Source organism: Butyribacter sp., assembly GCF_056818865.1.
In genome coordinates this window covers 87,084-107,466 of record NZ_DBLYGC010000006.1, presented here as the reverse complement: position 1 = coordinate 107,466, position 20,383 = coordinate 87,084, and the positions used below count along the sequence as shown (strand labels likewise).

At 36.6% G+C, this 20,383-nt stretch carries 17 protein-coding genes; all 17 read right to left on the bottom strand.

Annotation, left to right across the window (positions count from 1 at the left end; all coding sequences use genetic code 11):
* Positions 1–60: 60 nt before the first annotated feature.
* Positions 61–936: a LysR family transcriptional regulator gene (locus ACZLXV_RS04340; protein WP_022225512.1), complete on the bottom strand. Its 876-nt coding sequence runs from the start codon at positions 934–936 to the stop codon at positions 61–63.
* Between the two features lie 41 nt (positions 937–977).
* Positions 978–2,600 (bottom strand): M14 family zinc carboxypeptidase, encoded by a 1,623-nt coding sequence (locus tag ACZLXV_RS04335; protein ID WP_482382603.1) that lies wholly within the window; start codon positions 2,598–2,600, stop codon positions 978–980.
* A gap of 42 nt (positions 2,601–2,642) precedes the next feature.
* Positions 2,643–4,349, bottom strand: a complete 1,707-nt coding sequence (locus ACZLXV_RS04330; protein ID WP_022225510.1) for an AAA family ATPase — start codon at positions 4,347–4,349, stop codon at positions 2,643–2,645.
* A gap of 40 nt (positions 4,350–4,389) precedes the next feature.
* Positions 4,390–6,084, bottom strand: coding sequence for an AAA family ATPase (locus ACZLXV_RS04325; RefSeq protein WP_482382602.1), 1,695 nt, complete (start codon positions 6,082–6,084; stop codon positions 4,390–4,392).
* Positions 6,085–6,097: 13 nt separating this feature from the next.
* Positions 6,098–7,801: an AAA family ATPase gene (locus ACZLXV_RS04320; protein ID WP_482382618.1), complete on the bottom strand. Its 1,704-nt coding sequence runs from the start codon at positions 7,799–7,801 to the stop codon at positions 6,098–6,100.
* 317 nt (positions 7,802–8,118) lie between these two features.
* Complete coding sequence (locus tag ACZLXV_RS04315) at positions 8,119–9,060, bottom strand: thiamine pyrophosphate-dependent enzyme (RefSeq protein ID WP_022225507.1); 942 nt, start codon at positions 9,058–9,060, stop codon at positions 8,119–8,121.
* Positions 9,061–9,072: 12 nt separating this feature from the next.
* Positions 9,073–10,254 carry a pyruvate ferredoxin oxidoreductase gene (porA, locus tag ACZLXV_RS04310; protein WP_482382601.1) on the bottom strand — a complete coding sequence of 394 codons (1,182 nt, stop codon included), beginning with the start codon at positions 10,252–10,254 and terminating at the stop codon, positions 9,073–9,075.
* Positions 10,254–10,559 carry a 4Fe-4S binding protein gene (locus tag ACZLXV_RS04305; protein WP_482382600.1) on the bottom strand — a complete coding sequence of 102 codons (306 nt, stop codon included), beginning with the start codon at positions 10,557–10,559 and terminating at the stop codon, positions 10,254–10,256. Before ACZLXV_RS04305 ends, porA begins: the two co-directional genes overlap by 1 nt.
* Positions 10,560–10,822: 263 nt before the next feature.
* Entirely contained in the window at positions 10,823–11,428 is a 606-nt protein-coding gene (locus ACZLXV_RS04300; protein WP_022225504.1) for a 2-oxoacid:acceptor oxidoreductase subunit gamma family protein, read from the bottom strand.
* 234 nt (positions 11,429–11,662) lie between these two features.
* Positions 11,663–12,499 (bottom strand): Cof-type HAD-IIB family hydrolase, encoded by an 837-nt coding sequence (locus ACZLXV_RS04295; protein WP_022225503.1) that lies wholly within the window; start codon positions 12,497–12,499, stop codon positions 11,663–11,665.
* Positions 12,500–12,513: 14 nt separating this feature from the next.
* Positions 12,514–14,259 (bottom strand): ABC transporter ATP-binding protein, encoded by a 1,746-nt coding sequence (locus ACZLXV_RS04290; protein ID WP_482382599.1) that lies wholly within the window; start codon positions 14,257–14,259, stop codon positions 12,514–12,516.
* Positions 14,259–16,097: an ABC transporter ATP-binding protein gene (locus tag ACZLXV_RS04285; protein ID WP_482382598.1), complete on the bottom strand. Its 1,839-nt coding sequence runs from the start codon at positions 16,095–16,097 to the stop codon at positions 14,259–14,261. Before ACZLXV_RS04285 ends, ACZLXV_RS04290 begins: the two co-directional genes overlap by 1 nt.
* Positions 16,098–16,118: 21 nt before the next feature.
* Entirely contained in the window at positions 16,119–16,730 is a 612-nt protein-coding gene (gene fic / locus ACZLXV_RS04280) for a protein adenylyltransferase Fic (RefSeq protein ID WP_482382597.1), read from the bottom strand.
* A 101-nt stretch (positions 16,731–16,831) separates the two neighbouring features.
* Positions 16,832–17,992 (bottom strand): THUMP domain-containing class I SAM-dependent RNA methyltransferase, encoded by a 1,161-nt coding sequence (locus tag ACZLXV_RS04275; RefSeq protein WP_482382596.1) that lies wholly within the window; start codon positions 17,990–17,992, stop codon positions 16,832–16,834.
* Between the two features lie 21 nt (positions 17,993–18,013).
* Positions 18,014–18,370: a hypothetical protein gene (locus tag ACZLXV_RS04270; protein WP_022225498.1), complete on the bottom strand. Its 357-nt coding sequence runs from the start codon at positions 18,368–18,370 to the stop codon at positions 18,014–18,016.
* Complete coding sequence (gene radA, locus ACZLXV_RS04265) at positions 18,371–19,756, bottom strand: DNA repair protein RadA (RefSeq protein WP_367335572.1); 1,386 nt, start codon at positions 19,754–19,756, stop codon at positions 18,371–18,373. It lies immediately after the preceding gene.
* Between the two features lie 100 nt (positions 19,757–19,856).
* Positions 19,857–20,270, bottom strand: a complete 414-nt coding sequence (locus ACZLXV_RS04260; RefSeq protein WP_022225496.1) for a hypothetical protein — start codon at positions 20,268–20,270, stop codon at positions 19,857–19,859.
* Between the last annotated feature and the right edge of the window lie 113 nt (positions 20,271–20,383).

Genomic DNA, 20,383 nt, shown 5'->3' with positions numbered 1-20,383 from the left:
CCAATACCTCTGCCCCCTATAACATCCGTTGGGCAAAACAGCTGCTGTCCTAAGGCTTCATTATATATTTTTATATTGCTTCAAAATATGGTTATACATTGTTCTTACTGCCGGTGCCATAAAACCCGGATTCATTGTTGCAATCCCTATAATGCGGTATGCATCAGGTTCTATTTGATAATAGTCAACTTCATACGGAATATCTCTCATAACAAGTTCCGGCATAATACAAATTCCAAATCCATTCGACACAAGTGCTACGGTTGAAAGGTCATCCACAACATGATAATTCGACTGCACATTTAATGAATTTTCCTTTAAAAAATTTTGAATATCTGCATCCGTTGACTCCCTCTGCGTTACAAACTGATGATTTCTAAGCTCTGCAATATGCATTATCTCATTTGTGTCTTTGGCAAAAAATCCCTTAGGCACAACACATACAAGTGGGTCTTTGTAAAGCGGCTCTATCGGAATATCACCCGCACTTGACATAGACAAAAATCCTATATCTACTACACCATTCTTGAGCCAATATGTTACATCATCATATGTCCCCTGAAATACTTCAATCGTAATATCAGGATATTCCTTCTCAAAAGAATTCATAATATCAGGTAACCAGCTTGTACATACACTTGAAAAACAGCCTACTTTTACTTTTCCTTTTTTTAATCCGTTAAACTCTGCAATAGCCTGCCATAAACTTTCATCACTGTTTAAAACAGCATTTACATAAGGCAGCAGATTTTCTCCGTAGTTTGTAAGTGTTACGCCCGCTTTGCTTCTGTTTAATACACTGAATCCCAATTCATTTTCCATCGATGAGATAGCGTGACTTATTGCTGACGGTGTAAGGCCTAATATATCGGCAGCCTTTCTGAAACTGCCGTGGTCTGCAACTGTCTTAAACACCTGATAAGTTAGTAGTGTCATATTTTTGTTCCTTTCATACCATGTCTTTTTTACTATAGTTCTTATAACAATAACTTTGCTTCTCTCAATACAAGCGCATGATTCTTTCCCCATATTGATGCAAACTGCGAAGTTGGAAGTGGGCAGCCGATAACACCTATTTCTAAAGTTATTGAAGGCGATTTGATTTTTTCCATTATATAATCTCTCATACTGCCGACACTAGGGCTGCCTGAACCATAGCTGTCTCCGCTTGTATATCCTGTTATGCTCCTTGCAAGTCTGTACATCTTAAGGGTATTTTTCTTAACATTTCCTTTTCCGCCTGAACCAAATACTATGGAACCCATAGCATGATAATTTACTACACCTTTTAATGTTTTTGTTTTCTTTAATTCTTTTAATAATTTAGATATTGCTTTTGTCTCAGGTTCACTTGCAGCAGATGGTCCCGAAAATCCTTCACTTCCTCTTTTTCCACCATAATTAGCTCTGAAATGTGAATTAGAATTTCTGTTAAGGTCTACACCTCTTGCATTTGCTTTCCATGTAGATGTATGAGATGCTCCCGGCATTTTGTATAAAGCCTTGCGGAGTTTTTTATCTCTTATCTTTGAAATACCAAATTGTGAAATTGTAACACCATCCGGATTTGCCATCGGAATATAATGTATTGCCATTTTATTTAAAACACCTTTTACATTTACTCCGCTTACTTTTCCGTTATAATTTTTAAGATAATGCTCTATCTGAGCCATGCAAAGCTGTGCCGTCATATATTCTCTCGCATGAATATTACTTATAACTACCATTGTTTTCTTTGCATTTGGATTTCCAATAATTACATCATAAATATTTCTTTTATCATTTGATTTTCCTATAACTTTTACATTCACATAATTTGAATATGAGTTTTTAAGTAATTTAATATCTTTGCTCATTTCATTAAAACTGTATTTCTGATGTCTTGTATTAACAAAATCCGCAATCCTGAAATTTCCTGCATCAGAACTTGTAGTATATGTATTTTCCGGACTTGTACTGACAGCCTTAACATAATATTTATATTTTTTTCCTTTAGCAACACTCTTATCAACAAAACTTAATTTATCGGTTTTTGAAAGAACACTGTATTTGCCATTATTTATCTTCCTGTATACAACGTACCTGTCTGCACCGACAGCTTTGCTCCAGTTTAACTTTACTTTTTTACTGCTCAATCTTGTAAATCTGATGCTGTTTTTTTCCGGAATACATACGCTTAATTTGCTTGTCTTTGCCATCGGCTGACCGTCTTTGTCAAACGCCGCAACACAAAATGTGTATTTTGTACCTCTGTTTACCTGCATGTTCGTCTGAGTCTCTGATACATCTTTACTCTCATATTCCGTACTGTTATCTTTCGCATAAAATACCGTATAGTAAGCAGCGTCTTCATATGCATCCCATTTCAAATCAATATTTTTGTCACCGCTTTGTTTTACGGATAAAGAGATACTATCCAAATCCGGATTGTCAATCACCGAACCGGATGAAACCCTTGCCTGATTTTTTTTATCCACGTTTACATTTATCTCTACTGCCAATGCTTTCTTTGCATGTCCGTCCACCGCATATGATGAACACCCTACTGCCATCGATGCTGCAATAAGCAATGCTGTTATCTTTCTTTTACTCTTGTTCATTTTTATCCTCTTTTCTGTGCACGTTATTTATTTTTATCTTACCTATTCATCTGTCCCTATCAATACCTTTTTGCCCTCAAATGCAAATCCATAATGCCGGATATTTTCTTTTTTTACTCCTGCATTTATCAATTCCGTGTCATATTTCTTTTCCTCTATCTGTGCTAATGCTGATGACACTGTTTCTTCGAGTGTTTTTTCTTTATTACTGTTCATAACTTTAAACTCCAATATCATTGCCGGCAGATTACCTGTCTTTACATTTCGTGGTATCATCATTACATCGTATCTTCCAAAACCGCTTTCTTTATTTGATTTTATTATATAATCATCTCTTTTTTCAACCATAAGCCCAAGTACAAAACCATGGTAAAAGTTCTCAGGTCTTACTCTTGAGTTCTCTCTCCCTGCTACATCAAAACTACTGAAAGTCTCTAATGCAATATCATTCATATATTGGTTCATTGCATCAACATCACCCAATATTAACGCTTTCAAAAAATCTTTTTTTTCTGAATACACTTCAGAAAACCACTCTTTTATCATTGCTCTGAACATACTCTTAGTTTCATTGTTTGTAATTGCAAGCTTGTATATTTCGACTATTTCATCAGATATATAAACATCTATTGATACTGCTTTCAAATACCCACTTGCAAGTAACAGGCTCCATATCGAATTTTCATTTTTTTCAAGCTGGTTATATATTATCTGTTCGTCTATCTTTTTTTCTATAGTTTTGCCATCAATCAGCTTTTCCATTGTTTCTTTTATGCCTGCTGAACCTGTTTTTATAAGTTTACTTATAAGGTCATTTGAGCTTGTGTCTGCCCAATAATTTTTTAATTCCTTATATTTTAAGAAATTAATTATTGACCATGGATTATAAATATCTTTTATTCCACCAAACACAAAGCCATCATACCATTCTTTTACATCACACTTTTTATCAGATAAACCATATTCATCAAGTGCATGAAAAACCTCTTCTTCCGTAAAACCAAACGCTGTAGCATAATCTTTTGAACTTGTAGTAATGACCACCAGATTATTCAAGTCTGAAAACATACTTTCTTTAGACACCCTCGTTATTCCTGTCATCATTGCTCTCTCAAGATACATATTTGACTTAAATGTCGCATTAAAAAAGCTTCTTGTAAATGAGACAAGTTCCTCCCAATATCCGTTTACATATGCTTCCTGCATCGGTGTATCATATTCGTCAAGAAGAATAATAACATTTTTTCCATAATATCTGCTAAGATAATTTGACAGACTTGCTATTGCCTCCTGTGCAGTCACATCGTCCATGCCATATGTTATATTTTTAAGATTAGTTTTTTCTTCCTCCGCTAATCCATCCCAATCTTTCAAAAAAATATATTTCTGGATTTCATCGCATATAATTCTCTTAATTCCTGCTACGGCGTCTTCATACGTATTCTGTTTTATCTTTGCAAAGCTCAGAAAAATAACAGGATATGTTCCCTGAATTTCACGATATTTTTCTTCCTTCCAAATGTCTAATCCTTCAAACAAATCTCCCCTGTCCTTGTACTCATTTGAAAAAAAACATTTAAGCATATCCATGTTTAGCGTTTTGCCAAAACGGCGTGGTCTTGTTATCAGTGTTACATCATCCTGATTTTCCCACCATTCTTTTATAAACATTGTTTTGTCTATATAAAAACCGTCATTTTCTATTATCCTGTCATACCTTTGTTTTCCGATTCCTATAACTTTTGGCATTTATATTATCTCCTCCTCATTTAATTACCGACACTTTACTCTATTCATCAGTACCTATCAATACCTTTTTGCCCTCAAATGCAAATCCATAATGCCTGATATTTTCTTTTTTTACTCCTGCATTTATCAATTCCGTGTCATATTTCTTTTCCTCTATCTGTGCTAATGCTGATGACACTGTTTCTTCGAGTGTTTTTTCTTCGTCATTCTCATGAACCTTAAATTCCAATACAATCGCTTTTTCGCTTTTATCCAATGGAATTATCATAACATCATATCTGCCAAAACCACTTTCGCGATTTGATTTTACTTCATATCTGTCACTCAGCTCCACAATAAGTCCTAAAACAAAACCATGATAAAAACGTTCCGGTTCCAATGTTTCTGATGGATTTTTTCCAGTATCAAAATAACTGAATGTTGCCAACGCTACTTTGTTCATATAATAATTCATTCCTTTTAAATCATTATTTAAAAGTGATTTAATAAAATCATTATATCTAGCATCCGGATTTTCAAACCATCCTGCAAACATATTTGCAAACATACTTACTGTTTCCAGATTTGTTATGCTAATATGATACCACGGTTTTAAAAGCAAACCTTTGTATTCTATATCATCAATTTTAAGATAACCACTTGCTACAAGAAGACTCCATATTGCATTTTTACTTTTATCAAGCTGATTAAAAACTATCTGGTCATCAAATGTAACTTCTATACTTTCTCTTTTTAACAATAATTCCATCAATTCCTTAATTTCCGGAACTGATTTTTTTATCAAATGATTTATCAGTGAATTTGAACTCGTATCTGCCCAATAGGTATCTATTTTTTTATTTTCCAAGAAATTTATTATTGACCACGGATTATAAATGTCTCTTTGACTACCAAACGTAAAACCATCATACCATTCTTTTACTATTTGTTTCTTATCCGACAAATTAAAATCATCTAATGCCAAAAAGACTTCCTCTTCTGAAAAACCAAATGTATCTGAATATTCATCACTTTCAACTGTTATCACTTTTAAATTATTTAAATCAGAAAAAATACTTTCTTTAGATACCCTCGTTATACCTGTTATGACTGCCCTCTCCAAATACAAATTAGATTTAAATGTCGCATTGAAAAAGCTTCTTGTAAATGAAACAAGTTCCTCCAAATATCCGTTTACATATGCTTCCTGCATCGGTGTGTCATATTCGTCAAGAAGAATAATAACATTTTTTCCATAATATCTGCTAAGATAATTTGACAGACTTGCTATTGCCTCCTGTGCAGTTACATCATCCATGCCATATGTTATGTTTTTAAGATTATTTTTTTCTGCATCCGCTAAGCCATCCCAATCTTTGAGAAAAATATATTTTTGAATTTCATCGCATATAATTCTCTTAATTCCTGCTATGGCATCTTTATACGTATTCTGTTTTATCTTAGCAAAACTCAGAAATATAACCGGATATGTTCCCTGAATTTCACGATATTTTTCTTCCTTCCAAATGTCTAATCCTTCAAACAAGTCTCCCCTGTCCTTGTACTCATTTGAAAAAAAACATTTAAGCATATCCATGTTTAGCGTCTTACCAAATCGGCGCGGTCTTGTTATCAGTGTTACATCATCCTGATTTTCCCACCATTCTTTTATAAACATTGTTTTGTCTATATAAAATAAATTGTTTTCTATTATCCTGTCATACCTTTGTTTTCCGATTCCTATAACTTTTGGCATCTGCACACCTCCATTAAATTTCCCCCACAACTACTTTGCACTTTTTCTTACAAAAACTAATTCCGTAAATCATAATGTCATGTCTATCGTCATTTTTCAAATACTCATCATATCTTCTATCTCTAATCTGAGCGATTGCTTTTTCACAAGCTTTATCCATACCTGAAAATGTTTTTGCATGCTTAAGTTCAACAATAATACCTGCATCAATGTCCTCTGTCTCAACTATAATGTCCGCAAAGCCATCCCCGGCTTCAACATTTGATTTTACAAGCCAGTCGGAGTTTCCCGCCAAAAGTCCTACCAAAAATGTATGGTAAGAACTTTCCTTTTCCTCGTCCCTTGCTTTTGTGTCAAAAACACTGATGGAATTGCTAAGTGTTTTGTTCAGATAATTCTCAACCGCCTTTGTATCACCCGTATCAAATGCTTTCCAAAACTTTTTTAACTGCTCTGTGTTGCTCATCACTGTTTTCTTAAACCATTCCTGTATCTGGAGTTTGTAAACCTCTCTTACTTCCTTATTTGGTATGACAAGTTTATATTCACCTCTTTCAGTCATTCCTGACTGTGTCAAATATCCGGTTGTAAATAATACGCTCCACAAATTGTCGATACTATTATCTATCTCATCATATGTTAATTCAAGACTAATCGATTTCTCAATTGTTTCCCCTGAAACCAGACGCTCAATTTCATCCCTTGTCGTTTTATTTGCTTTATCAATAAATCGTTTGACAAGTCCGTTTCCACTTGTATTTATCCAATATGACTGCGGTTTTGCATTTGGCTCCCCACAAAGTCTGTCCACATGATTTATAACATCCCACGGGCAATACACATCAACATCCCCAAAATGATATCCATCATACCACTCTTTTGTCTCTGACATATGTTCTTCCATGCCATATGATTTTAAAAGCTTTTGTACTTCCGCATCAGTAAAACCAAACTGCTCATCAAAACGCGTATCAGTAATTGAAAGCACTTTAAAATTATTTAGTCCAGTAAAAATACTTTCTTTTGAAACACGTAGACATCCTGTCAAAACAGCAAATTTCAAAAAATCGTTAGTTTTAAGCGCATCACCAAACACCGCTCGTATAAGTGATACCATTTCCATATAATAGCCATTTTGAAAAGCCTTATCTAAGGGCACATCATATTCATCTATAATTATTATAGTCTTTTTGCCATAATGTTTGTAAAGAAATTCAGATAACGTTTTTAATGATGACGCAAGAATATCTGTATCCATTGAATATCTGCCATTATCTAAACGAATAAGTGCCTTATATCTTTCCTTTTCATTGACAGTTAATTTATCACTGTCTTCTAAGAAATAAAATCTTTCCGCTTCCCTGCCAATAATTTCAACAAATCTATATAATGCTGTTTCAAATGTAATCCCCTCAACATTTTTAAGTGAAATAAATATAACCGGAAATTTTCCCATATATTCTTCGCAAATCTTTTTATTCTTTTTTATATATAGTCCGTCAAATAATGATTCATCCGTTCCAATTTCAAAAAAATAACGCAGCATACTCATATTTAAAGTTTTTCCAAATCGTCTTGGTCTGGTGAAAAGATTTACTTCTCCCCAACTGTCAAGAAGCTGCTCCAACAATTTTGTCTTATCAATATAGTAAAACTTATCATGTCTTATTTTTTTAAAATCATCCACTCCAACCGGCAGTTTTAAATTTTTTCCCATCATTTATTCCTCCATAAATCCCTATATATAAATTCCCACAACATACAAAGTTAATGTTTTATATAAGACAAAAATTTCTATGCTTTTACACATTATATTAACACATAAAATCTAGTCATATTTTAACATTTCATAAAGGTTGGGTCAAAAGGTATTTTGCCCCAATTCCATAACCACTTTACACTACTCTTTAAAACACAGACAGGAGTATGTCACCATTTCAACATACTCCTGCCATGATTTATATATTTAATTTAACGCCTTACCATACTACAAAATGCAGCCATCGTATAAAAACCTGCTTTTATTTTTTCATACTATCTTGCACACTTATATTGAAGGTCTTCCCATCTCCTGTCTACCTCTGCCTGGAACTGGGCTATCAAATCTTCATTTCCTTTTTTGAAAAGATGTTTAAATCTTCCCTGCTCTCTCAAGAAGTCTTCTATAGGAAGTTTTTTCTTTGGTTCATACGAAAGTATCCACTTGCCGTGGTCTACTTCAAAGAGTGGCCAATAGCATGTTTCTACGGCAAGTTTACAGATTTTCATTATCTCTGATGCATCATATCTCCATCCTCTTGGACATGGTGTCATGATATTGAGGAAACTTGCTCCCTCCGTATAGATTGCTTTTTCCGCTTTTCTGTGAATATCTTTAAAATCCTGTAATAATGTTGTCTGTGCAACATACGGAACATCATGGTCTGCGATAATGCTTGCCAGATCTTTACGATTCTGCATTTTACCGTTTGACTGCTTTCCTACAGGTGTTGTTGTTGTATCTGCATACATTGGTGTTGCTGACGAACGCTGGATACCTGTGTTCATATATGCACCGTTATCGTAACATACATATACCATATCGTGTCCTCTCTCCATTGCTCCGGAGAGTGACTGGAATCCAATATCATATGTTCCGCCGTCACCGCCAAATGTGATAAATTTAAATGTTTCGTCCTTAGGAAGTTTTCCTCTCTTTTTGAGTGCCTTGTACGCTGTCTCAACACCGCTGAGTGTTGCTCCTGCATTTTCAAACGCATTGTGTATATAACTGTCTTCCCATGCCGTATATGGATACATGAATGAAGATACCTCAAGACATCCTGTTGCATTTCCTATAACTGCATGATCTCCTTCATGAAGTCCACGAAGTACGGCACGAACTGCTATTGTCGCACCACATCCTGCACACATACGATGTCCCGGTGCAAGACGCTCTGGTTTATTCATCATTGTTTTTAAACTGTAATCGCTCATTATGGCCTCCTATTATTTGCGTAATCCGATATATTGATACTGCTCTACTTTCTTTCCGTTCTCTACTGCTTCTTCAAGTTCTGCAAATATATCATATACTTCATTTACCGTGAAATCCCTTCCTGCAAGACCATAAATATAATTTACGGCTTCAATCATTACCTTACTTCTGTAAAGTCCTGCTGTTACTTCACTTCCAAGAGGTCCACCGTTTCCGTTGTAACTTTCACAGCGGTCCATAATTGCTACTGCCTTACATCCTTTAAGTACCTCGGCAATCTCTTCTGCCGGGAACGGACGGAATACTCTGAGTTTTAATACTCCGACTTTCTTTCCCTGCTCACGAAGATGGTCAACTGCCTCTTTTGCTGTTCCTGCTGCGGAACCCATTATAAGCATAATATAATCGGCATCTTCTGTTTTATATTCTTCAAAAAGACCATACTCTCTGCCTGAAATTTCTTTGAATTTCTTTGCGACCTCGAGAATAACTTCTTTTGCATTCTCCAATGCTGTCTCCTGATTTTTCTTTGCTTCCATAGCATAATTTGTCACTGAATAAGGACCTACTGCTATAGGCTTACCCGGATTTAAAAGAAATTCCTCAGGCTCATATTCTCCAACAAACTCTTTTACAAGTTTGTCTTCCATCAGTTCAATATTTTCAACTGCATGGCTTGTGATAAAACCATCCTGACAAATCATTATAGGCAGATGTACCCTTTTATCTTCTGCAATAGGATATGCCTGAATAAAATTGTCGTATGCTTCCTGATTGTTTTCTGCATATATCTGAATCCATCCTGTATCTCTTGCACCCATACCGTCTGAATGGTCACAGTTAATATTTATAGGACCTGAAAGTGTACGGTTTACAAGTGTAAGTGCAAGCGGAAGTCTATTTGATGCCGCAAGAAGAAGTTCTTCCCACATAAGTGCAAGTCCTGCTGATGATGTTGCAGTAAGACTTCTTGCTCCTGCTGCCTCTGCTCCTATTGCCGCACTCATTGATGAATGTTCACTCTCTACAGGAATAAACTCTGTATCCATCTCTCCGTTTGCAATATATGTAGATACCATCTGTGGTATTTCTGTTGAAGGTGTAATCGGAAATGCCGGCATAACATCCGGGTTTACCTGACGAATAGCATATGATACTGCCTCGTTTCCTGACATACGTTCTTTAATAGCCATTATTCCACTCCCTCCTTCATCTCAATTGCTCCAAACGGACAGACTTTTACACAAATTCCACAGCCCTTGCAATGGTCATAATCAAAGTCAAGTCTTTTTCCGTCAACTACCGGAATACTTACATCCGGACAGACAGGTGCACAGAGTAAGCACTGTTTACATAAATCTTCCTTAAATATAGGTGTATTTGTTCTCCACTCTCCGGTATTAAAAAGCTTAGAAGTTCCTCCGGCAAATACCATAAGACCTTCTGTCAGCTCATCGACAGGAGTTGTCTCATTTATCTTTGTTATATCGGTTCTCATTTTTTTCTCCAATCATTTTATATATAATAATGAAATAATTATGCCTTTTGAAAAGTTGTGCCCTGCACTTTTAATGCAGAGCACCGTACGAAAAATCAGTTTGGCTACTGTTTTTCAAGCGCCACCTCACGTGGCTTAGGACAACTTATTTTTGGCATTTATTTCTTGTCAGCTTTTAATCTAATCTAACATTATTTTTGATATTGTGGTCACAGATTGCTCTATTGCTATCTGCTTTTGACCCTTGCATCATTTTTTTTACACTATGCACTCATGCTCATGTCTTTATCAATATCTTCTGCAAGTGTATCGAATGTCATTTCAAGTGCTTCCATATTACCGTCAATAACTTCCGGTTTCTTAGCAAATTTATGCTGATATGAAGCTCTCATTTCTCTGATAAATGTATCTCTTGGCATAACATTGCTTACTGCTACAACTGCTGCAAGCATTGGTGAGTTAGGAAAATTCTTTCCAAGTGTCTTTACTGAGATATGTCTGGCATCTACAGTATAAACTCTTCCCTCATATCCCTTGAGTTTATCTTTAATTTCATCTCTTGACTTTGGTGTATTGATAACAATTGCACCGTCTTTTTTAAGACCTGCTGTGACATCTACAGAATCAAGAAGTGTCTCATCAACAACAACCACATAATCCGGTGTGTATATATTTGAATGAATACGGATTTTATCTTCACTAATTCGATTGTAGGCTGTAATAGGTGCTCCCATACGCTCAGGACCATACTCAGGAAATCCCTGAACATACTGTCCTGTCTTAAATGCAACATCTGCAAGAAGTAAAGCTGCTGTCTTTGCTCCCTGACCACCACGACCATGCCATCTTATTTCGATTCCGTTATTCATGTTAATCCTCCATTTTTTCTTTAGATGAATTTGTTTCACCTTAATAATGTTTTTTTCTCAACTGCAAGTACCATTATAACCCCATAAAAAAAAAAGTAAATACCTTCCATTCAATTTTTTTCATTTTATTGATGAAAGATATTCACTTAAAATATTTTTAGTTTTTTATATTTTAAAACAATACGCCTGCACTGCCATGAATTTTTGGATAATCCGCTATAACTTTTTGTTCTGTTACAAATCTTCTTTTAAAATCATCTCATATATAACCTTTGCGACACCATCCTCGTCATTAGAAACAGTTATATAATCCGCAGCCGCTTTTACCTCTTCCTGCGCATTCGCCATTGCAACACCGACACCTGCATATTTTATCATTGATATGTCATTAAATCCGTCACCACAGGCTATCATATTTTCTCTTGAACTGCCAATAATTTCACAAAGATGTTCTAAAGAAGCCGCCTTGTCAATTCCATTTGGTGTAATCTCAATAAAAAACGGCTCCGAACGCGAAACATTTATCCTGTCGCCAAATTTTTCTATAAATGCCTGCTCTTTCTCAGGAGCAACTTCCGGTTCTGCCGTACCCAGACACTTGTTAAGTGGAAAATCTATATACTCTGCAATATTCTTTTTATATGAAACAGGCAGATGGTTTATCCTTGCCTCAAGGTCGATATACTTGTCAGGTCTGTCCGCCGCTATTATTCCTGTTTTATCATAGGAAATAAAGCCGATATTTAATTCCTCCGCCAATTTAAAAAGTTCAGGAACAATATCTTTTGGAAGTGTCTGCTGATAAATCACCTCTCCACTGCCACAATCGGTAATCTGCCCCCCATTAAATGACGCAATAAAGCCGCCAAATTTTTCAAGTTTAAGCTTCTTTGCAATAGGCAGAGCCCCTGGCGTCGGTCTTCCCGTCGCAATCACAACCTTATGTCCATGTTCCTGCATCCTGAAAACAGCCTCCAGCGTCTTATCCGTAATTTCCTTCTGCGAATTTGTTAACGTTCCGTCTAAATCAAGAACAAGAACCTTTTTATCTTTTCCTATTTTGTTACTCATTATTTATTACTCCTTTACGCAAATTGACTATTATAAAGATTATAATAAAATCCCTTTCTCTCAAGCAGTTCATCATGATTTCCCTGCTCTATTATATTTCCATCTTTCATAACAAGGATAATATCCGCATTCTGTATTGTTGAAAGCCTGTGTGCAACTATGAAGCTTGTTCTTCCCTCCATAAGCTTTCCGAATGCATTCTGAATTTTTATCTCAGTTCTGGTATCTATAGAAGATGTTGCCTCGTCAAGTATAAGCATAGGCGGTTTCAAAAGCATTACTCTTGTTATACAAAGAAGCTGTTTCTGACCCTGTGACAAAGTATCTCTGTCTTCTTTTATTACAGTATCATATCCGTTTGGAAGTCTCTTAATAAAACTGTGCGCATGCGTTGCCTTTGCCGCCTCTATCACTTCCTCTTTTGTTGCATCAGGTTTTCCCATAACAATATTTTCAAATATTGTACCGTCTTTAAGCCATGTCTCCTGAAGCACCATTCCTATATTTTTTCTAAGACTCGCTCTTGTAAGATGTCTTATGTCTGTTCCGTCTACTTTTATACTTCCCTGATTTACATCATAAAATCTCATCAAAAGATTGATAAGTGTTGTCTTTCCGCATCCTGTAGGGCCTACTATCGCAACTCTCTGTCCCGGTTTTACATTAAGATTAAAGTCTGTGATAAGTTTCTTTTCCTCAACATATGAGAAATACACGCTTGAAAGTTCCACTTCTCCTTTTACGTCTGAGAGTTCCACGGCGTCACTGTCTTCCGGTATCTGCGGTTCTTCATCAATAAGTTCAAGAACTCTCGCCGCACATGCAATGGCATTCTGAAGTTCTGTTACAACGCCCGAAATCTCATTGAACGGTTTCGTATACTGATTTGCATAACCTAAAAAGCATGAAAGCATTCCAACTGAAAGGTATCCGTTCAATGCAAAAAACGCTCCTGTTACTCCTACTCCGGCATATACGATATTGTTTACAAATCTTGTCGCAGGATTTGTTATTGAAGAAAAGAATGTTGCCTGAAGCGAATATTTCTGAAGTCTCTTATTTATATCATCAAATTTTTCAAGTGCCTCTTTTTCGTGTCCGTATGCCTGGACAACTTTCTGGTTTCCAACCATTTCATCAATAAGTGCCGTCTGTTCACCCCTTGTCGCTGACTGCAGCTTAAACATTGTATATGTCCTTTTAGCAATGAAGCTTGCCACAAAAAACGATAACGGTGTCACTATTACAACAACAAGTGTTATACAGACATTGAGACTTAACATAAATACGAGTGTACCAAGTATCGTAAGTACTCCTGTAAAAGCCTGTGTAAATCCCATTAAAAGTCCATCTGCGAACTGGTCGGCATCGGCAATTACCCTGCTCACCACATCACCCGACGGATGTCCGTCTATATATTTTAACGGAAGTATCTGTATTTTCTCAAATGCATCTTTTCTAATATCCCTTACGACATTGTAAGTAATTTTATTATTGCAGATATTCATAAGCCACTGTGCAAGTGCGGTAAACGCTATTATTACAATCATCTTTTTTAAGATAACCATAAGACCTGCAAATTTGACAGAACTTTTTCCAAGCATCAGGTCAACCGCATCACCTGTAAGTATTGGAAGATAAAGCGTAAGTACAACGGTAACTGCTGCCAATATAAGCGAAAAAGCTATATACATATTATACTTTTTTGTATATTTTAATACACGTTTTATTGTTTCCCACTGTGTCCTTTTCTTTTCCATTATGCTGTCACCTCCCCTTCTGCTTTCTTATCCTTAAACTGTGACATATATATTTCATTATAGACTTCACACGTTTTTAAAAGTTCATCATGCGTTCCCTTGCCGACTATCTTTCCATCATCCAGTACAAGTATCATATCCGCATGCTGAATTGATGATGTTCTCTGAGATACAATAAATGTTGTCGGCCTATATCCGAGCTGTTTAAGGGATTTTCTAAGTTTTGCGTCAGTTGCAAAATCAAGTGCAGATGCACTGTCATCCAATATAAGAACCTTCGGCTTTCTTACCAATGCCCTTGCAATCGTAAATCTCTGTTTCTGACCTCCTGAAAGATTTCGTCCATTCTGCTCAAGCATATAGTCAAGACCACCTTCTTTGCCTGCAACTACTTCTGCTGCCTGTGCATTTTCAAGAGCAAAATTTATCTCTTCATCAGATGCCTGGTCGTTGCCCCACTTCATATTGTCTCTTATGCTTCCCTTAAACAATACAGCTTTCTGCATTACTATTCCGACAAGATTTCTTACCTCTCTCACTTTGTAATCTTTTACATTCTTTCCGTCAATATTTACACTTCCAGAAGTTGCGTCATAAAATCTCGGTATAAGATTTACAAGCGAAGATTTTCCTGAACCTGTTCCTCCAATGATACCGATTGTAGCACCTGCCGGTGCCGTAAATGATATATTTGAAAGTGATTTGTCACCTGCTTCTTTATATGTCAAATCTACATTGTCAAAGACAACCTCTGCACCTTGGAAATCATTTTCATGCTCACTTACCGGTGCATTCTCTGTATCTTTTAGACTATTTCCAGTTTCTCCTGTCTGAACATTCTCTGCATCTCTGAGTCCATCTTCAATTTCGCCCGTCTGTGCATCATCCGTGATAGATGGCTTCATCTCAAATACACTCTGGATACGCTTTCCGCATGCAACAGCCTTTGTCGAAACTACAATAGTGTTCGCAAGTTTTATAAGCTCAACAAGAATCTGCGACATATAATTTACAAGTGCTATAACCATTCCCTGTGTAAGCCTGCCGCCATCGACCCTTATAGCTCCAACATAGAGAAGCACTACAAGAGCTGCATTCAAAAGAACATATGTCATCGGATTTGTGAGCGCCGCTATTTTTCCGACAAGAAGCTGCATATTTGTAAGTGTCTGATTTTCATTATTAAAATCAACCTTTTCTGCTTCTTCCTTATCAAAAGCTCTTATTACACGCACACCTGTAAGATTCTGTCTTGTTCTTCCAAGAATCTTGTCAAGACATGCCTGAACTTTTCTGTAAAGCGGCATGCTTATAACCATTATTCCAAGAACAACAATTGCAAGAAGCGGAATAACGACAGCAAATACTATAGCCGCCTTCACATCAACCGTAAATGCCATAACCGCCGCCCCAAATACAATAAACGGCGAGCGTAAAAACAGTCTTAACGCCAGATTGACACCTGACTGCATCTGATTTATGTCACTTGTCATTCTTGTAATCAGCGTTGAGATACCAACCGTATCCATCTCCGTAAAAGAAAGTGACTCGATATGTTTAAAAAGTCCGTGTCTCAAGTTTGTTGCAAAGCCAACAGCAGCTTTTGCCGCAAAATACTGTGCCGTAATAGAACTTAAAAGTCCAACAGCAGCTAAAATCACAAGAATCCCACCATATACAAGAATAAAATGTGAATCATTTTTTGCAATTCCATCATCTATTATCTTTGCCATGACAATTGGTACCGTAAGATCAAAACAAGCCTCTAACAGTTTGAATAAAGGACCAAGCACACACTCTTTTTGGTAGTCCTTTATATACTTCGATAGTACTTTCATGTTGTCCTCCATTTTTTTAATTTATTCTAAAACATTTTCTGTTTTATATGTCACATAACCCTCATAATAGTAGCTGTTATCTATTCCTTTCATATAAACATCTCTGTCATTTATTTTATCCGTAAGTGCATTTTTTAATATATATTTTATTTCGATGTCTTTTATAGGACTTCTCTCCATCGCAAGAAGATAATCGTCTTTGTCAACTTTACTCCAGTCAACAACCTGCCCAATCTCAGATTTTAATATATTATCCAGCCATATCCTGGTGCTTCGTCCATTTCCCTCCCTGAACGGATGCGCTATATTCATCTCAACATACTTTTCAATTATTTCATCAAAACTGTTCTGAGGCATTTTTTCAATATTTCTTAATGCTTCATTCAGATACATAATCGGAACAAATCTAAAATTGCCTTTTGCAAGATTTACATCCCTTATTTTTCCCGCAAAATCATAAATGTCCTCAAACAAATATTTATGAATAGAAACCAATGCTTCAAAAGAGCCCGGTTTCAATTCGTCAAAGAAATCTGATTCAAACATCATTGCCGCTTTCTTTTTGCTTATTTTTTCTTCCTGTCTGGCAAGTTCTGCTGAATCAATGATACCTAATTTATTGTTTAATGCCATAAAAAGCCACCTTTCACTTAAATAGATAAAACACAATATTATAGGGAACTTTTTTCAAATTAACAAAGTTCCCCATACGTGTGTTATATTTTGTACTAATGTCAATGATACATTACACTAGATTTTCTCGGTGGCTTTGGCCCCATATATTGATAAAAATATGTTTTCATCATTCCGTTATATATCTTACGGTTTTTATCCGCTTTTTTGCCGATATATTTTTCCGCCTGCTCATACGCAGTGATAAGATACATCGACCATGAGTCAAGACTTCTGTAAACATTTCCTATTTCTTTATAAAGCGCCGGCATCTCGTCAGGCTCGTCAAGTCTCCTGCCATACGGAGGATTTGTTATGATAAATCCGTATTTTTTGCGATGGCTTGTCTGACTTAACGGTCTCCTCTGAAAATGTACAAGATGGTCAACTTCCGCATTTCTCGCATTTTCCATAGCTGCTTTTATTGCACCGTCACTTATATCATATCCCTGTATGTCCATCTCAATATCTCTGATAATCATATCCTCAGCTTCGTTGATGGCATCATACCATTCCTTTTTAGGTATAATATGCGTCCAATCTTCTGAGATAAACGAGCGGTTCATTCCCGGTGCTATATTCGCCCCTATCATTGCCGCCTCTATCGGAAAAGTACCGCTGCCGCAAAACGGGTCAAGAAAGATTCGGTCTTTATTCCAAGGTGTGAGCATTATAAGTGCTGCCGCAAGAGTTTCCGTGATAGGTGCTTTCACCGTCGCAAGACGATAACCTCTTTTGTGAAGTGAATCACCTGACGTATCAAGTCCAACTACCACCTCATCTTTCATAAGGGTAACTCTCACCGGAAATGAAGCCCCGTCTTCCTGGAACCAGCTCACATTATATTTTGATTTGAGTCTGTCAACCATAGCCTTTTTCATAATCGACTGAATATCTGACGGACTGAACAGCTTACTTTTTATTGATGTTGCCTTTGTGACCCAGAACCTGCCGTTCTCAGGAATGTAATCTTCCCAAGGCAGTGCTTTTGTTCCCTCAAAAAGCTCATCGAATGTCGTAGCCTTGAAACTGCCTATTTTAAGCAAAATTCTTTCTGTCGTCCTCAAAAAGATATTGGCACGACAAATTGCATCCGAATCACCTGTGAAAGTCACTTTCCCATCTTCAACTTTCACTATTTCATAGCCGAGACGTATTATTTCCTTTTTTAAAACTGCCTCCAGTCCGAAATGGCATGGTGCGATAAATTCATATTTTCCCATGATTTTGATTTTCTCCCTTTATTAAAAAATATCATCATCCGAAATTGAATAAAGATAATCAACAATCTGCTTTATCGACTCAACTGTTTCTCTCTGATAAACTGTTTCTTTTTCCAATTCATGAGATACATTATTTACTTCAAATGAAGTGTCAAGCAATTGATTAAAAATATTTTCAACTCCCTGAAATGCTTCTTCCTTCTTTTCTTCCTCCCCTGACTTAAGTACCGCAAGAAGTTCTCTCGCATCACTTAACAATGTTACAATACGGTCTGTTATATTGATTGAATCGAATGACATCTGTTCCAGATTCATCATTGTATTTTCCATTCTCTCCAAGACAACTTCCGTAGTATTTTCGGTCTCTTTTAACCCCATCTATATTACCTCCAACAATTCATATATGCTCTTAACTCCTACAAGCTTCATCCCTTTTAATTGCTCGCTGTCAATATTTAAACTGTCACAATTTACTTTTGGCATAATGCACCTGTCAAATCCAAGCTTAGCAGCCTCAATAACTCTCTGCTCTGCCTGATTTACGGCTCTGACCTCACCTACAAGTCCTACCTCACCAAAACATATCGTTTTGCTGTCGATAGCAATATTTTTATAACTCGAAAGCACCGCCAGAACGATACCCATGTCTAGTGCCGGTTCGTTTATCCTCATGCCGCCGGCAACATTTATGTATGCATCACAATCGCCAAGATGCAATCCTATTCTTTTTTCTATAACTGCCATTAGAAGATTTACTCTGTTATAATCAGTACCCGCTGATGTTCTTCTCGGCATATTAAAATTGGTACGGCATACAAGTGCCTGTACCTCAACAAGTATCGGTCTGGTTCCCTCTATCGAACATGCCACGACCGAACCGGCTTCATTTTCGGGCTTACCCTGAAGCATATATTCTGAGGGATTCGCTACCTCCCTGAGACCGTCTGAGCGCATCTCAAAAACGCCAATCTCATTTGTGGAACCGAATCTGTTCTTTACACCTCTTAGAAATCTAAATGATGCACCGCCGTCTCCCTCAAAATAAAGTACGGTATCTACCATGTGTTCAAGCACTCTCGGTCCTGCCACAACGCCTTCCTTTGTCACATGACCGACTATAAAGACAGATATATGAAGCCCCTTTGCAATTCTCATAAGAATACTGGTTGCCTCTCTTACCTGGCTTACACTTCCCGGTGCTGAACCTACATCTTCCCTGTACATGGTCTGTATTGAATCTATAATCACAACATCCGGCATCATTTTACTGATGCTTTCCGATATAATATCCAAATCTGTTTCGCACAAAATAGACAAATCCTTTTTAAAACTTCCAAGTCTTTGTGCTCTCATCTTAATCTGTCTGAGAGATTCCTCTCCTGAGACATACAAAACATTTTTCCCCTCATTAGAAAGGTTCCGGCACATCTGAAGTAAAAGCGTTGACTTTCCTATACCCGGATCTCCACCAACAAGTATAAGCGAACCAACTACAATTCCTCCGCCTAATACCCTGTCCATCTCTGAAATTTGTGTACTTATTCTGTTTTCATCATCTGTGGTAACTTTAGACAGCAATGTCGGAACTGCTTCTTTTTTATTAGCAGAGACGGTACCGGAAGTCACTCCCGGTACCGCCTTTGCAACGGGTTCTTCAACAAATGAATCCCATTCGTGGCATGCCGGACACTGACCGAGCCACTTTGATGATTCATATCCACACTGCTTACAGAAAAAAACCGTTTTATTTTTAGATTTTGCCATATTTTTCCTCATTCTTACACAACTTCTTTGCACATGGCATGTTTGTGCAAAGCACAAATCTTATAAATGAAAATTCTGCTCTTCACATTTATTAAAGTTATTAATATTTAACAATCTGAATATCAGTTTTCTTTTCAGGCTCTATCTCTATACTGATACTTATCTTTCCTGCAAGATTTGTCTTCATTTTACCGATATTTGTTCCATCAACAAATACTTTATACTCTGTATCCGGCTCAAGTTCAACCGTTATAGAACAATCTTCCCATCCTTCTACCTGAAAGTTCATCTCATTCTCAGTAGTTTTCATCTCGGTAACAGTAGTTCCCGGTACTGACTCATAAACAAACATTCCGTTTTTTTCAAGCTTCGTGATTTCTTTAAAAGTTTTTACTTTGTATAAATCTCCCTCGTATTCAAAATCAGATAACTTCTGCTTAGTGTCAAACTCATAATTTCCAAAGCTTAATGTTCCGTCACTTTCTTTGCGAATCAATTCCTTTATAACAGCCATGATTTCTCCTCCTATGTTTTTTAATTTGACGAAGTATTTTTCTGCTGCCGGTTGTATTTTTTACTAAAAGCAGCCGAATTCTGCCCTCTTATTCAGTACTCATAAGTGGGACT